The sequence below is a fragment of the Streptomyces cyaneochromogenes genome (assembly GCF_003963535.1).
Lineage (GTDB): Bacteria > Actinomycetota > Actinomycetes > Streptomycetales > Streptomycetaceae > Streptomyces > Streptomyces shaanxiensis.
The window spans coordinates 6,636,924-6,650,802 of the sequence record NZ_CP034539.1 but is presented as its reverse complement, the minus strand read 5'-3'; the positions used below and the strand labels follow the sequence as shown (position 1 = coordinate 6,650,802).

16 protein-coding genes are annotated in these 13,879 nt (G+C 71.7%); 6 read left to right on the top strand and 10 right to left on the bottom strand.

Annotated features, from left to right (window positions below; genetic code table 11):
- Positions 1–3: 3 nt before the first annotated feature.
- The gene (locus tag EJ357_RS30410) at positions 4–516 is read left to right on the top strand and encodes a hypothetical protein (RefSeq protein ID WP_126394885.1); all 513 of its coding nucleotides are present in this window, start codon (positions 4–6) and stop codon (positions 514–516) included.
- A 19-nt stretch (positions 517–535) separates the two neighbouring features.
- Here the strand turns inward: EJ357_RS30410 and EJ357_RS30405 are convergent, their stop codons facing one another.
- Entirely contained in the window at positions 536–1,288 is a 753-nt protein-coding gene (locus tag EJ357_RS30405) for a hypothetical protein (protein WP_126394883.1), read from the bottom strand.
- A gap of 219 nt (positions 1,289–1,507) precedes the next feature.
- Here EJ357_RS30405 and EJ357_RS30400 point away from each other — a divergent pair, with 219 nt between their 5' ends.
- Genes EJ357_RS30400 through EJ357_RS30390 form a run of 3 tightly spaced genes read left to right on the top strand, consistent with a single transcriptional unit; the run spans position 1,508 to position 4,563 of the window.
- Positions 1,508–2,800, top strand: coding sequence for a magnesium transporter MgtE N-terminal domain-containing protein (locus EJ357_RS30400; RefSeq protein ID WP_126394881.1), 1,293 nt, complete (start codon positions 1,508–1,510; stop codon positions 2,798–2,800).
- Entirely contained in the window at positions 2,790–3,386 is a 597-nt protein-coding gene (locus EJ357_RS30395; RefSeq protein WP_126394879.1) for a DUF1003 domain-containing protein, read from the top strand. The genes EJ357_RS30400 and EJ357_RS30395 overlap by 11 nt, the downstream gene beginning before the upstream one ends.
- 43 nt (positions 3,387–3,429) lie before the next feature.
- The gene (locus EJ357_RS30390; RefSeq protein WP_126394877.1) at positions 3,430–4,563 is read left to right on the top strand and encodes an Mrp/NBP35 family ATP-binding protein; all 1,134 of its coding nucleotides are present in this window, start codon (positions 3,430–3,432) and stop codon (positions 4,561–4,563) included.
- Positions 4,564–4,641: 78 nt separating this feature from the next.
- On the opposite strand, the gene EJ357_RS30385 is transcribed toward EJ357_RS30390, so the two are convergent.
- From EJ357_RS30385 to sigE, 5 genes are all read right to left on the bottom strand, one after another.
- Positions 4,642–5,310 (bottom strand): hypothetical protein, encoded by a 669-nt coding sequence (locus EJ357_RS30385; RefSeq protein ID WP_175647584.1) that lies wholly within the window; start codon positions 5,308–5,310, stop codon positions 4,642–4,644.
- Positions 5,311–5,561: 251 nt separating this feature from the next.
- Positions 5,562–5,996 (bottom strand): sec-independent translocase, encoded by a 435-nt coding sequence (locus EJ357_RS30380; RefSeq protein WP_126394874.1) that lies wholly within the window; start codon positions 5,994–5,996, stop codon positions 5,562–5,564.
- A 284-nt stretch (positions 5,997–6,280) separates the two neighbouring features.
- The gene (locus EJ357_RS30375; protein ID WP_175647583.1) at positions 6,281–8,431 is read right to left on the bottom strand and encodes a S1C family serine protease; all 2,151 of its coding nucleotides are present in this window, start codon (positions 8,429–8,431) and stop codon (positions 6,281–6,283) included.
- A 371-nt stretch (positions 8,432–8,802) separates the two neighbouring features.
- Positions 8,803–9,783, bottom strand: a complete 981-nt coding sequence (locus EJ357_RS30370) for an anti-sigma factor family protein (protein WP_126394872.1) — start codon at positions 9,781–9,783, stop codon at positions 8,803–8,805.
- Positions 9,780–10,478 (bottom strand): RNA polymerase sigma factor SigE, encoded by a 699-nt coding sequence (gene sigE / locus EJ357_RS30365; protein ID WP_093906778.1) that lies wholly within the window; start codon positions 10,476–10,478, stop codon positions 9,780–9,782. The genes EJ357_RS30370 and sigE overlap by 4 nt, the downstream gene beginning before the upstream one ends.
- A gap of 235 nt (positions 10,479–10,713) precedes the next feature.
- Here sigE and EJ357_RS30360 point away from each other — a divergent pair, with 235 nt between their 5' ends.
- Entirely contained in the window at positions 10,714–11,412 is a 699-nt protein-coding gene (locus tag EJ357_RS30360) for an O-methyltransferase (RefSeq protein WP_407698529.1), read from the top strand.
- Between the two features lie 81 nt (positions 11,413–11,493).
- Here EJ357_RS30360 and EJ357_RS30355 read toward each other — a convergent pair whose 3' ends face one another.
- On the bottom strand, positions 11,494–11,661 hold the full coding sequence (locus EJ357_RS30355; RefSeq protein ID WP_003966491.1) for a DUF3117 domain-containing protein: 168 nt from the start codon (positions 11,659–11,661) through the stop codon (positions 11,494–11,496).
- A gap of 146 nt (positions 11,662–11,807) precedes the next feature.
- Positions 11,808–11,972 (bottom strand): hypothetical protein, encoded by a 165-nt coding sequence (locus EJ357_RS48505; RefSeq protein WP_175647582.1) that lies wholly within the window; start codon positions 11,970–11,972, stop codon positions 11,808–11,810.
- Between the two features lie 66 nt (positions 11,973–12,038).
- Between EJ357_RS48505 and chcB the strand changes: the two genes are divergently transcribed.
- Positions 12,039–12,842, top strand: coding sequence for a 2-cyclohexenylcarbonyl CoA isomerase (chcB, locus tag EJ357_RS30350; RefSeq protein ID WP_126394869.1), 804 nt, complete (start codon positions 12,039–12,041; stop codon positions 12,840–12,842).
- A 21-nt stretch (positions 12,843–12,863) separates the two neighbouring features.
- On the opposite strand, the gene EJ357_RS30345 is transcribed toward chcB, so the two are convergent.
- Both EJ357_RS30345 and EJ357_RS30340 read right to left on the bottom strand, forming a co-directional pair.
- A complete protein-coding gene (locus EJ357_RS30345; RefSeq protein ID WP_126394867.1) occupies positions 12,864–13,451 on the bottom strand; it encodes a DNA-3-methyladenine glycosylase I in 588 nt (195 codons plus the stop codon).
- The gene (locus EJ357_RS30340) at positions 13,448–13,801 is read right to left on the bottom strand and encodes a DivIVA domain-containing protein (RefSeq protein ID WP_126400254.1); all 354 of its coding nucleotides are present in this window, start codon (positions 13,799–13,801) and stop codon (positions 13,448–13,450) included. Before EJ357_RS30340 ends, EJ357_RS30345 begins: the two co-directional genes overlap by 4 nt.
- Positions 13,802–13,879 lie beyond the last annotated feature (78 nt).

Below are 13,879 nucleotides of genomic sequence, written 5' to 3'. Positions count from 1 at the left end.
CGCATGACAAGCGAGCTGCTCGACCAGGCCCTCGTCGAGGAGGCCACGAAGAAGTCCGGCCTCATCTGGGTCAAGGGGCCCGGTCACCCGGCCCGGGCGCTGTGGCACGTGTGGCACGAGGGTGCGGCATGTGTCATCGGCGACGGTCCGGGCGAGCAGCCGCTGCCGGGGCTGGCCGACGGGGCCGGGGCCGAGGTGACGGTCCGCAGCAAGGACAAGGGCGGCCGGCTGGTCGTGTGGTCGGCGAAGGTCGTGGAACTGCCGCCGGGCTCCGAGCAGTGGGAGGCCGCGGTCGCCGAGCTCAAGGGCAAGCGCCTGAACGCCCCGGACGGCGAGGCGATGCCGCAGCGCTGGGCGCGCGAATGCCGGGTCGTCCGCCTGGAGCCGACGGGCACGACCGCGCCCCTGCCCGACGGCAATCTGGCAGAGGCGCCCCTGCCGACGCCGGCGACGACCCGGCAGCCGATTCCGGCCGGACTGCCGAAGCTGCTGATGAAGAGGCGCAAGCGGAAGTAGCCGTCCGCTCGCGCGGCGCCTAGGACGTCGGCAGCTGCTTGCCGTAGTCCACCGTGTCGTCCTTGGCCGGCTCCTTCAGGGCGAAGTCCTTGCCCCAGGAGGAGAACGTCAGGGTGCCGGCGCCGCCCGCCCGGACCAGGCGCAGGGGGTACGGGGTGCCCTCCAGGGAGACGTCGAGGGTGCCGCCGGAGCCCTTGTCGCCGGTGATGCGGATGACGCGGGTGCCGGCGTGCTCGTGGTGGCCGTCGGTGGCCAGCGTGCCGTGGAGGGTCAGCAGGCCGTCGAGGAGTACGTCCTTCTCCGTGAAGCCGCTGAACTTCTTGTACGACGGGTCGCCCTGCGGCACCTTCACGTACTTGCCGTCCAGCTTGCCCGCGGCCGCCGCGTCCGCCTTGCCGCCGCTCTCCGCGCCCGCGTCGCTCCAGAAGCCCGCGTCGGCCTTCAGATACAGCCGCCGGCCGATGCGCAGCAGCTGGAACGTCGCTCCCTGCGCCGTGACCGACCCCGTCGCCCCGTCGGCCTTCAGCTGCATGTCGAGCTTGTAGGTGCGCCCACTGGTCACCACGCTGCCCGACAGGCGCACCGCCTCGGCGGAGTCCGCCGCCGTGCGGGTCTTGCGCTGGATCTCGGCGGGCGGCAGCTTGCCGACCCCGTTGGTGCCCTCGTCGGGGTCCTCACTGCATCCCGTCAGTCCTGTTCCCGACACGACCAGGGCACACACGGCGCTCACCAGCGCGGCCCGGCGCGCACGACCCTGGGGAATCGCAGTCACAGGTGGGGCTGCCTTTCTGTTGTGGACCCGAGCGGCGTACGGCAGCGTACCGGGGCCTCGGAGCCCGAGCGGAGCCAGTCCGTCCGTACCGCTCACCAGGGCATATCGGATCCGGACGGGCTAGCCTGAAGCCCACCCGAGCGGGCAATTCGGATATGCGGCCCTGCCCACGGAACCGCACCAGCACCACGACACCCCGCACACGAAGGAGCCTCAGCCATGGCAGCCGGCGCTCCCCGGATCTTCGTCTCGCACCTCGCCGGCATCGCCGCCTTCGACCCGAACGGCGACCAGGTGGGCCGCGTCCGCGATCTGGTCGTCATACTGCGCGTCGCCCGACGCCCCCCACGGCTGATCGGCCTCGTCGTCGAACTGTCCACCCGGCGCCGCATCTTCCTGCCCATGACCCGTGTGACCAGCATCGAGTCCGGCCAGGTCATCACCACCGGGGTGCTCAACGTCCGCCGGTTCGAGCAGCGCCCCACCGAGCGCCTCGTCTTCGGCGAGCTGCTCGACCGGCGCGTCACGCTCGTCGAGACCGGTGAGGAGGTCACCGTCCTCGATCTGTCGGTGAAACAACGGCCGGCCCGCCGGGACTGGGAGATCGACCGGGTGTTCGTACGCAAGGGCGGCAGGAGCGGCCCTCTGCGCCGCGCCAAGGGAGAGTCGCTGACCGTCGAGTGGTCCGCCGTCACCGGCTTCTCCCTGGAGGAGAAGGGGCAGGGCGCCGAGAGCCTGCTCGCCACCTTCGAACAGCTGCGCCCCGCGGACCTGGCCAACGTCCTGCACCACCTCTCCCCCAAGCGCCGCGCCGAGGTCGCCGCCGCCCTCGACGACGACCGCCTCGCCGACGTACTCGAAGAGCTCCCCGAGGACGACCAGATCGAGATCCTCGGCAAGCTGAAGGAGGAGCGCGCCGCCGACGTCCTGGAGGCCATGGACCCGGACGACGCGGCCGACCTGCTCGGCGAGCTGCCCACGGAGGAGCAGGAGCGGCTGCTGAGCCTGATGCAGCCCGCCGACGCGGCCGACATGCGCCGCCTGATGGCGTACGAGGAGCACACGGCCGGCGGGCTGATGACCACCGAGCCGATCATCCTGCGCCCGGACGCCACCGTCGCCGACGCCCTCGCCCGCGTCCGCAACCCCGACCTGACCCCTGCCCTCGCCGCCCAGGTCTACGTCTGCCGCCCGCCCGACGAGACCCCCACCGGCAAGTACCTGGGCACCGTCCACTTCCAGCGCCTGCTGCGCGACCCGCCGTACACGCTGGTCAGCTCGCTGCTCGCCGAGGACGACCTGCTGCCGCTGGAGCCGGACGCCGCGCTGCCGGTGGTCGCCGGGTTCTTCGCGACGTACGACATGGTCGCGGCGCCCGTCGTCGACGAGTCCGGTTCGCTGCTGGGCGCGGTGACCGTGGACGACGTGCTGGACCACATGCTGCCCGACGACTGGCGGGAGACGGAGTTCCACCTGGACGAGGGCGAGGAGGTGGCCGCCCATGGTTCATGAGCGCGAGGGCACGCGCGAGCGCATGCCGTCGGGCGCCACCGCGGCCACCCGGGCACCCCGCACACGCCTCGACCAACCCCGGCCGCCGCGCCGCCGCATCCTGCCCGAATGGGACCCGGAGGCCTTCGGACGGCTCTCGGAGCGCATCGCCCGCTTCATCGGCACCGGGCGGTTCCTGGTCTGGATGACGGTCGTGATCATCGTCTGGGTGCTGTGGAACATCGCCGCGCCGAGCAGCCTGAAGTTCGACGAGTACCCGTTCATCTTCCTGACCCTGGCCCTGTCCCTGCAGGCCTCCTACGCCGCCCCGCTGATCCTGCTCGCGCAGAACCGGCAGGACGACCGCGACCGGGTCAACCTCGAACAGGACCGCAAGCAGAACGAGCGGTCGATCGCGGACACCGAGTACCTGACCCGCGAGATCGCCGCCCTGCGCATCGGGCTCGGCGAGGTCGCCACCCGCGACTGGATGCGCTCGGAGCTGCAGGACCTGATGAAGGAGCTGGAGGAACGGCCGAACGGTCACCGCGAGCCCGGGGTATTCCCGGCAGAACGGTCGGCGGGACGTGACGTAGACGACCGCTGACAGGCTTTCCGGGGCATGGCTACCGCGCCGTACCATCGTCCTTATGGCTACGGAAGACGCGGTGCGCGAAGCACTGGCGACGGTGAACGACCCGGAGATCAACCGACCCATCACGGAGCTCGGGATGGTCAAGTCGGTGGAGATCGGCGCGGACGGAGCGGTCGCGGTCACCGTGTACCTGACGGTCTCCGGCTGCCCCATGCGCGAGACGATCACGCAGCGCGTGACGGACGCGGTCTCCCGGGTCGACGGCGTCACCCGCGTCGACGTCACGCTCGACGTGATGAGCGACGAGCAGCGCAAGGAGCTGGCGAACGCCCTGCGCGGCGGCACCGCCGAGCGCGAGGTCCCCTTCGCCAAGCCCGGCTCGCTGACCCGCGTGTACGCGGTCGCGTCCGGCAAGGGCGGCGTCGGCAAGTCGTCGGTGACGGTCAACCTGGCGGCGGCGATGGCGGCCGACGGCCTCAAGGTGGGCGTGGTCGACGCCGACATCTACGGCCACAGCGTGCCGCGCATGCTGGGCGCCGACGGGCGTCCGACCCAGGTCGAGAACATGATCATGCCGCCGTCCGCGAACGGCGTGAAGGTCATCTCCATCGGCATGTTCACGCCGGGCAACGCCCCGGTGGTCTGGCGCGGCCCGATGCTCCACCGCGCCCTCCAGCAGTTCCTCGCGGACGTCTACTGGGGCGACCTCGACGTCCTCCTCCTGGACCTCCCGCCCGGCACCGGCGACATCGCGATCTCCGTCGCCCAGCTGGTCCCGAACGCCGAGATCCTGGTCGTCACGACCCCGCAGCAGGCGGCGGCCGAGGTCGCCGAGCGCGCCGGCTCCATCGCCGTACAGACCCACCAGAAGATCGTCGGCGTGGTCGAGAACATGTCCGGCCTGCCCTGCCCGCACTGCGACGAGATGGTCGACGTCTTCGGCACGGGCGGCGGGCAGGTGGTCGCCGACGGCCTGACCCGCACGACCGGCACGAACGTCCCGGTCCTCGGCAGCATCCCCATCGACGTCCGCCTGCGCGAGGGCGGCGACGAGGGCAAGCCGGTGGTCCTGACCGACCCGGACTCCCCCGCGGGCTCGGCGCTGCGGGCGATCGCCGGGAAGCTGGGCGGACGTCAGCGGGGCCTGTCGGGCATGTCGCTGGGCATCACGCCGCGCAACAAGTTCTGATTCCCGTACGACGATGGGGGCGCCGTCCGTGAGACGGCGCCCCCATCGTCGTAGGTCTGTCCTGGTCCAGGGCGATGCCTAGGCGTAGGCCGCGATGTCCTTGATCATCGCGAACCCGAGCCCGTAGGCGCTCATACCTCTCCCGTACGCCCCCACATGCACGCCCTCCTGAGTCGAGCCGGCCAGGACCCAGCCGAACTCGGACTCGCGGTAGTGGAAGGGCGTCGGTACGCCGTCCACCGGCAAGGAGAGCGTCGACCAGTCCGGTCCGGCCAGGTCGTCCGCGAGGGCCCACGCCGTCTCGGTCTGCTGGTCCAGCCAGTCGTCGCGCAGCGAGTGATCCATCTGCCCCGGCCAGGTGAACGACAGCAGCCCCACCCCGGCGAGCCATGCCGCCGACGACACCGACGTCGCCTCCAGCAGCCCCGTACCGTCGGCGCTCTTGCGGGACGGATTCGCCGCGACGGTCACGACGACCGCGAACCTCTCCCGGTCCTCCGACGCCTCGTTCCGTACGGAGGGCTCGTCACCGTGCCCGATCGATCCGTGTTCCACGGCCCCGTCGGCCGCCGTGCCGACCTGCATCAGCCAGCGTGGCCCCGTGAAGGCCTCGTCGAGGCCGTACCACGGGAAGGGCGCCAGCAGGTAGCCGTCGACCGTGCGCCGGGCGGAGGGGACCTGCTGTCCGCTCTCCGCGGCCGGTGCCTGCGCGACTGCCCGACTCGTCGTCTGACTCGTCGTCTCCATGTGCCCGGACGCCTCCTCGTTCTCGACGGACCGGCCGGCCCGCCCCCCTTCGGGCGGCGCCACTCGTTCAGGGACGGCCCGCCCAACAACTCGGCAGCATAGCCACACCGCTTCGAGCAGCAGGGAAAGCGCCCGGCGCGTGGGGCGCACGGGGGGCGGGTTCAGGCCGCGTGCGACCCGCGCGGAGTATGAGAAGCGTCACGTACGAGCGGTGTTCCGACCCCGTGTTCGTACGGCCGTGTGCGTCAGGCTCAGGTGGCGTCCGCGTCGAACGGCGGGCGCTCGTCGCGGGGATTCTCGGGCTTCTTGGTCATGTCGATGCTGCCGCCGGAGGAACCCGAGGAGGATGCCGACGACTCCGAGTCACGGCTGTGGACGGCGTCGGTGACCTCGGCCATTTCCTTCTTCAGGTCGAAGCCGTTGCGGATCTCCTTGAGCCCCAGGTCGTCGTTGTCCAGCTGCTTGCGGATGAACGTCTTGGGGTTGAGGTCCTCGAACTCGAAGTCCTTGAACTCCGGGCCGAGTTCCTGCCGGATGTCCTGCTTGGCCCCCTCGGAGAACTCGCGGATCTTGCGGATCGTCCGCGTGACGTCCTGGATGAGCTTGGGGAGCTTGTCCGGACCGAAGACGAGCACGGCGAGGACGACGAGCGTCACCAGCTCGAGCGGTCCTATGTCATTGAACACCTGAAGCTCCTTGCGATGTCCGCGGTCCTCGGCCCTCGGTGGTCGATTGCGGGTCTTCCGTGGTCCGGGCCGGATCCACGGTACCCGGCGATCCGCTACGACCGGTACTGTCCCGAGGCCTCCGAATGCGGGTGGGCGTGGGGTTTTCCGGGTTGTTTGCCTTGTCAGGCCCCCTGAGGGGCGGTGACGCGGGGTGCGCTGTGAGGTTTCTGTGAGTCTCGGCCCCGGCTCTGTTCCTGCCTGGTTCCCGCGCGGTTGCTGCTCGGTTCCCGCGCGGTCTGCGCTCAGTTCCCGCTCGACGAGCCCAGCGTCAGCGAGATCGTGAGCTCCTTGCCGTCGCGCTCCAGGGTCAGTTCGAGCCGGTCACCGGGGCGGTGGGCGCGGGTCTTGACGATCAGTTCCTCGCCGGAGTGGACGCGCTGGCCGTCGACCGAGGTGATGACGTCGCCCGGCTTGATGCCGGCCTTGTCCCCGGCGCCGCCCGTCGTGACCGCGGGACCGCCGTCGCTGCCCTTGGCCCCGACGCGGGCACCGTCGCCCGTGTAGTCCATGTCGAGGGTGACGCCGATCACCGGGTGAGTGGCCTTACCCGTGTTGATCAGCTCCTCGGCGACACGCTTGGCCTGGTTGACCGGGATGGCGAACCCCAGGCCGATGGAGCCGGACTGGCCGCTGTCGAGGTCGGAGCCGCTGTCGGCGGAACGTATGGCGGAGTTGATGCCGATGACGCGGGCCCGGGCGTCGAGGAGCGGGCCGCCGGAGTTGCCGGGGTTGATCGGCGCGTCGGTCTGCAAGGCGTCCACATAGGACACGTCACTCCCGTCTCCGCTCTCCCCGCCGGCCGTGATGGGCCGCTCCTTGGCGCTGATGATGCCGGAGGTGACGGTTCCCGCCAGGTCGAACGGGGCGCCGATGGCGACGACCGGGTCGCCGACCTGGACGTTGTCGGAGTTGCCGAGCGGCAGGGGCGTGAGCCCGCTGACGCCGCTGACCTTCACGACGGCGAGGTCGTAGCCGCCGTCCCGTCCGACGACGGTGGCCTTGGCGGTGTCACCGCTGTGGAAGGTCACCGATATCTCGCCGTCGTCCCCGGCGGGTTCGACGACGTGGTTGTTGGTGAGGATGTGGCCCTGGTCGTCGAGCACGAACCCGGTCCCGGTGCCCTGGTTCTCGCTGCCGCTCACATGCAGCGTCACGACGCTGGGCAGCGCACGAGCGGCGATCCCGGCGACACTGTCCGGCGCCCGCCCCTCGGCCTCGGCCCCGGCCTGCGGGAGCTCCAGCTCTCCCACACCACCGTTGCGCTCGAGATACGCCCCCACGACACCGCCGACCCCTCCGGACACGAGCGCGACCAGCAGGATCCCGACGAGGATCACCTTCTTGGCCCGCTTGCGCCGCTGCTGCTCGGTGGCGACCGCGGCACCGCTCTGCTGGAGGGGGGCGGCCGGGTGGCGGTTGGCGGCCCAGGGGTCGTAGTTCTGCCAGGGGGTGGTGGGGGGTGGGGGGTCGGCGTACGGGGGTGCGGGGGTGGGTTGGGGTGCTGTGGCCTGCGGCGGGGGCGGCTGGTGTGGGGCGGCCGGGGTCGGCTGCAGCAGGGTGGCCCGGGCCGGAGTCGGTTGCGGCGGAGTGGCCTGAGTCGGCTGCGGCGGGATCGGCCGCAACGGAGTGCCCTGGGCCGGAGTCGGCTGGGCGGGGACTGCGGGGGCCGGTGCGGGGACGGGCGCGCCGCCAGGGGCTGGAGGTGGCAGGACCGGAGCAGGGGCGACGGCTGTCGGGGGCGGGGTGGGAGTACTGGGGGCCGGGTGCGGCGGCGGAACGGTTCCGCCGGCTGCGGGCGCCGGAGCCGCCGACGGCACCGCCGTGCCGTGCGCTGCTGGGGGCGGCATCGGTACGGCGGTCCCGTGGGCGGGTGTGGTCGCCGGGTGCTGTACCGGCGGAGCGGGCGCCCAGGGGCCGGGCTCGCCGTAGGGCGGGGTGCTGTAGGGGTCGGGGTCGTGCAGGGGCTTGGGGTGAGCGTCGGCGGGCTCTGCGGGAGCCTTGGCCGTACCGTCGGCAGACACCTCGCCCGGCCCCGCCGGCTCGAAGTCGCCCTCGGCCGAAGCCGCGTCTGCACCGCTGCCACCCGCGCCGGGCTTGGCAAGCTCGAAGTCACCCTCGGCGCAAGCCACGTCACCACGACTGCCACCGGCATCAGGGCGGGGAAGCTCGAAGTCCCCGTCCGTCGAAGCCGCGTCGTCGGCCGCACGTGCGGCGGGCCGCGCCAGCTCGAAGTCGCCGTCCGTGACACCACTGAGGCCCCGTCCGTCGGTGTCCCCCGGTGCCGTCCCGCTCGTCCCGTCCGGCGTCGGTGCGGTGTCCTCCGCCTGGGCCGACGACTCCTGCGGCCGAGGTCGGTTCCACCACTTCGCCTTCGTGGGCTTCCCCTCGTTCATGCTCTGCTTCCTGCTCGCTGCTGACCGTTGCTCCGAGTAGGACGCTTCGCATGTCGCCGTGTCCGAAGGGACCCGGCCGATGGGCCGTCGTCCCGCGGACCGCGACAAGGGCGGCGCCCGTCTGCCGGCTTCCCACCCCTGGTTCCTCGGCAGGCCGCCGCCGGGAACGTCCCGGCGCCCGAACGCCTACTCAACTCTGCGCTGTCGCGCTCAAGTTCCCTCAGGAAACCGGCGACCTCGTGCTCCCTCCCCCATCCGGCACGCGGCGTCAACGGTGGCCGCGATTCGTCGACTCCGCGCCCGGACCTCGGGCCAGGGCGCGGCCCACCCCGGATTCAATCAGGTTCGTGGGCCGCTGCGCAGAGGCCGGGTCAGCGGCCGGTGGCGGGAGAGGCGGAGGTGGAGGGGGACGACGTCGCGTCGGGGACGGGTGCGGCGAGCAGATCCGGGGTCGCCGTGATCTCGGGGACCTTGGACCACGAGGTCAGGGTGAGCGGCGGGGTCTCGCTGAGCGGGCGTATCAGCGGGGACATGGCGGCCGCGCCGGCCACCACGGGCGCCGTGAGCGTGTGCATCTCCTGGTCGGCGTGCTGGGCCGGCATCCCGGGCAGAAGGGGAGCCGACACCTCGGTCGGGGCCGCCGGGGTGTCCGGCGTCCCCTGGCCCTGCCCCTGCGCGAGCAGCGGGCCGACTCCACGGCGGCGCTGGTTCTCGGGTGCCGTCGCGGTGCCGGTGCCCTGCGTCCGCGCCGGCGTCGCATTGCTGCCGCCCGAGCCGCCGCGCGCCTCCGCGTCGGTCGGCGCGCTCGTGGTGACGCCGCCCAGCGAGATCGCCGCCAGGGACACCGCGCCCGCCGCGACCAACGCGAACCGCATCCGGGAGGACCCGGAGCGGTCGGCGTCCTGACGGCCCACGGGATGGGTGCGGAAGCCGCGGTCCGACGAGTCGGGGAGCGCGGGGGCGTGCGGGCGCGAGGGGACGTATCCGAACTCGAAGCGGTCGCTGCGCTTCACGCCGAACACCCCGGTGGGACCGGGCCGTCCGGCCAGTCCGCCGAACCCGCCCCCGCCGAGCGGCGAGCCGCCGCCGTCCAGGTCACCTCCCCCGGGGAGGCCCTGAAGGCGGGCGAGGAAACTCTCGGAGGGAGGCGGCGGGGCCGCCTCCGCGAAGACGTTCTTCAGTCGGCGCTGGGCGTCGACCTCGGCCTTGCACTTGGCGCATGTCGCCAGGTGGGCCAGGACACGCTCGCGCGTCTCATGACCGAGCTCTCCGTCGACGAGGGCGGAGAGTCGGTCGCCAAGGTGCTGCTCGGCCAGGAGCCGTTCGGCGGGGTTGGGTCGGGAGCCACTCACGCGGTCGCGCCCCCTCCTCCCAGAGCGGCCACACGCGGCACGAAGGAGCGGCGCTCGGCGCGCGCCTCCGGCGAGCGGTGGGCGAGGGCCTTGCGCAGCTGCGAGCGGCCCCGGTGGATACGGGACCGGACGGTGCCGAGCTTGACGCCCAGGGTCGCGGCGATCTCCTCGTACGACAGCCCTTCGATGTCGCACAGGACGACCGCGGCCCGGAACTCGGGCGCGAGGGTGTCGAGGGCCTGCTGGACGTCCGCGTCGAAGTGCGCGTCGTTGAAGACCTGCTGGGGCGTGGGCTCCTTGCTGGGCAGCCGCTCGGCCGCGTCGTCGCCCAGCGCGTCGAAGCGGATGCGCTGCTTGCGGCGGACCATGTCCAGGAAGAGGTTGGTGGTGATGCGGTGCAGCCAGCCCTCGAAGGTGCCCGGCGTGTACGTCGACAGGGAGCGGAAGACGCGGACGAAGACCTCTTGGGTCAGGTCCTCGGCGTCGTGCTGATTGCCGGTGAGGCGGTACGCCAGTCGGTAGACGCGGCCGCTGTGCGTGCTGACGATCTCCTCCCAGGTGGGCGGAGTCCACGCCTGCCCGTCCGCGTCGGTGGAGAAGGTCGCGGTCTGGGCGAAGTCGCCGGCGTGGCTGTGGTCAGCGGTGTCGTTCACGGATTTCGGCCTGCCCGCCGATCCGAGAAAGCGCCGCAGCACTCCTCCCCGATCCACAGGCGCAGCCGCACCTCCCCTGTCGGCTCTGGTGGTGTCCAGTGGAGCCCCTACCATAGCCACCTCGCCCGTTAGCTCCGGATAAGCGGTTTTACGAGAATTTGATCTGGGCTGATACGGCTGGTGGGCCTGCGTCAGCACTTGCTCGCGGCCCCGCTCGTCATCGTGATCCAACTGTGTCCCCCCGCTCGTCTTCCCACCCTTCTAAACGCCCGGTCCCATCTGCGGGTTCCCGCCCGTAACGGATACAGTCACGCCCAGGCAACCACGGGGACAGGAGAGGGTCATTACCGGCAACCGGCAGACGAGCTGGGCGTTCGCCGACGCCTACGTCGCCGAGGACGAAGTCCTGCGCTGGGCCCGGGACCGGGCCCGTGAAGCGGGGCTGCGCTCGGTGTCGCCCGGCACGGGCGCCGCGCTGCGGATGCTGGCCGCCTCGGTGGACGCGAAGGCGGTGGCGGAGATCGGCACCGGTACCGGCGTCTCCGGCATCCACCTCCTGCACGGCATGCGCCCCGACGGCGTGCTGACCACGGTGGACCCCGAACCCGAGCACCAGCAGTTCGCCCGCCAGGCCTTCCGCGCCTGCGGCTTCGCCAGCAACCGCGCCCGCTTCATCCCGGGCCGCGCCCTGGACGTCCTGCCCCGCCTCGCGGACGCCGGCTACGACCTCGTCTTCTGTGACGGTGACCGGCTGGAGTTCCTCGACTATCTCGCTGAATCGTTGCGCCTGCTGCGTCCGGGTGGCCTCGTCGTCTTCGAGGGCGTCTTCGCCAACGGCCGCACGGTGGACTCGGGCCCGCAGCCCACGGAGGTCATACGCATCCGGGAACTGCTGCGCGCGGTGCGCGAGAGCCAGGAGCTGGTGCCGTCACTGCTGCCGGTCGGGGACGGCCTGCTGTGCGCGGTCAAACGGTGACCGCAACCGTACCGGGACAAACAGCGACCCCGGCACCATGTGCGATGCCGGGGCCACCGAAAGGGTAGGGTCGCTTCCGCGTCAGCCGACGACCTTCTTGAGGGCGTCGCCCAGTGCGTCGGCCTCGTCAGGGGTCAGCTCGACGACGAGCCGACCGCCGCCTTCGAGCGGAACGCGCATGACGATGCCCCGCCCCTCCTTGGTCACCTCGAGCGGGCCATCGCCCGTCCGCGGCTTCATGGCCGCCATGCTCGTTCCCCTTCCTGAAACCAGCTCATAGTCAAAGCCGACGGCCCCATGGAGGGCACGCGCGCCTGGCATGAGACACGCGACACCGGCATCGAACACATTGCTTCCAAGCCATTATCCCGCATCTCAGGACCCGATGACCAACATCAGTCGGCATCGCTTGGGCAACGCGCGCGAGCAAAACCACTCAATTCGGCGATGTGACTGCGATACTGCGCCACCGCACGCGCCTGGACCGAACAGAACCGGACGAGAATTCTTTGACGCAGGTCACACGTCCGGTCAGGGCCGTTGTCGATGATCTCCGCCATGCTGTCCTTCAGACATGTGCGTACTGACGAGTACGCCCGAGCCGCGAAAGCCGGAGGGGATACACCATGGTCGACACCGTGCTCTACGAGGTGAGCGACGGACTCGCGACGATCACGCTGAACCGCCCCGAGGCGATGAACGCGCTGAACATCGCGTCCAAGGTCGCTCTGCGGGACGCGGTCCAGGCCGCGGCGGGCGACGACGCCGTACGGGCCGTGCTGCTGACCGCGGCCGGGGAGCGGGCGTTCTGTGTGGGGCAGGACCTCAAGGAGCACATCGGGCTGCTGGTCGCGGACCGGGAGACCGGGTCGCGGCAGACCATGAGCACGGTGCGGGAGCACTACAACCCGATCGTGCGGGCGCTGGCCGGGATGCCGAAGCCGGTGGTGGCCGGGGTGAACGGGGTCGCGGCGGGGGCGGGCTTCGGGTTCGCGCTGGCCGCGGACTATCGGGTCGTGGCCGACACGGCCGCCTTCAATACGTCGTTCGCGGGGGTGGCGCTGACCGCCGACTCCGGGATCTCGTGGACGCTGCCGCGGGTCGTGGGGCCTGGGCGCGCCGCTGACCTGCTGCTTTTCCCGCGGAACATCAAGGCGCAGGAGGCGTACGAGCTGGGGATCGCCAACCGGCTGGTGCCTTCCGCGGAGCTGCGGAGCGAGGCCGAGAAGGTGGCGCGGGCGTTGGCCGAGGGGCCGACGGTGGCGTACGGGGCGATCAAGGAGGCGGTGGCGTTCGGGCTGTCGCACTCGCTGGAGGAGACCCTGGAGAAGGAGGACGAGCTGCAGATTCGGGCGGGGTCCTCGGAGGATCACGCGATCGCGGTCCAGGCCTTCGTCAACAAGGAGAAGCCGAAGTACTTGGGCCGGTGAGCGCGGGGCGCCCGGCGCCCCTCACGGGGCGCTTCTGGCGACGCACGACTCCAGGTGGTCGTCCACCAGGCCGCACGCCTGCATCAGGGCGTACGCCGTCGTCGGACCCACGAAGCGCAGTCCCCTCTTCTTCAGGGCCTTGCTCAGCGCCGTCGACTCCGGCGTGACCGCCGGGACGTCCGCCAGGGTCTTCGGTATCGGGCGGGCGGCCGCGTCGGGGGCGTGGGACCAGATCAGTTCGTCCAGGTCGCCCGGGGCCCAGTCGGCCAGTACACGCGCGTTGGCCAGGGTCGCGTCGATCTTGGCGCGGTTGCGGATGATGCCCGCGTCGGCGAGGAGGCGGTCCCGGTCGGTGTCCGTGAACGTCGCGACCTTGGCGATCTCGAAGCCCGCGAAGGCGGCGCGGAAGCCCTCGCGGCGGCGCAGGATCGTGATCCAGGACAGGCCCGACTGGAAGGCCTCCAGGCTGAGGCGTTCGTAGAGCGCGTCGTCGCCGTGGACCGGGCGGCCCCACTCCTCGTCGTGGTACGCCACGTAGTCCGGGGTGGACAGGGCCCAGGGGCAGCGCAGGGCGCCGTCCGGACCGGCGAGGGCCGTGCCGTCGCTCACTGCTGGTCCTCCGGGGCGGGCTTGTCCATCGGCACCCTGCCGCCGGGCCCCGACTGGGCGCCGGCCAGTGCGGACTCCAGGTCGGCGATGCGGGCGTCGCGCTCGGCGAGCTCGGCGCCGAGGCGGCTGAGGGCGTCGTCGACGTCGGCCATGCGGTAGCCGCGGGCGGCGAGCGGGAAGCGGAGGCTCTCGATGTCCGCGCGGTTGACGGGGCGGTCCGGCGGCAGCGGGTCCTGGAGGCGCTCGGGCGCGGCGTCCGGCAGCGGGCCGTCACCCTCGCCGCCGCCCACCACGGCGAGCGTCACCGCGGCGACCACGACGGCCAGCGCGACGACCAGGAACAGGAACATAACCATCGCTGTGGCCCCCACGGTCCGTTAATGCGTGCGGTCGAGTGTGTCAGTGTCCGATCGTGCCATGCGACTCTG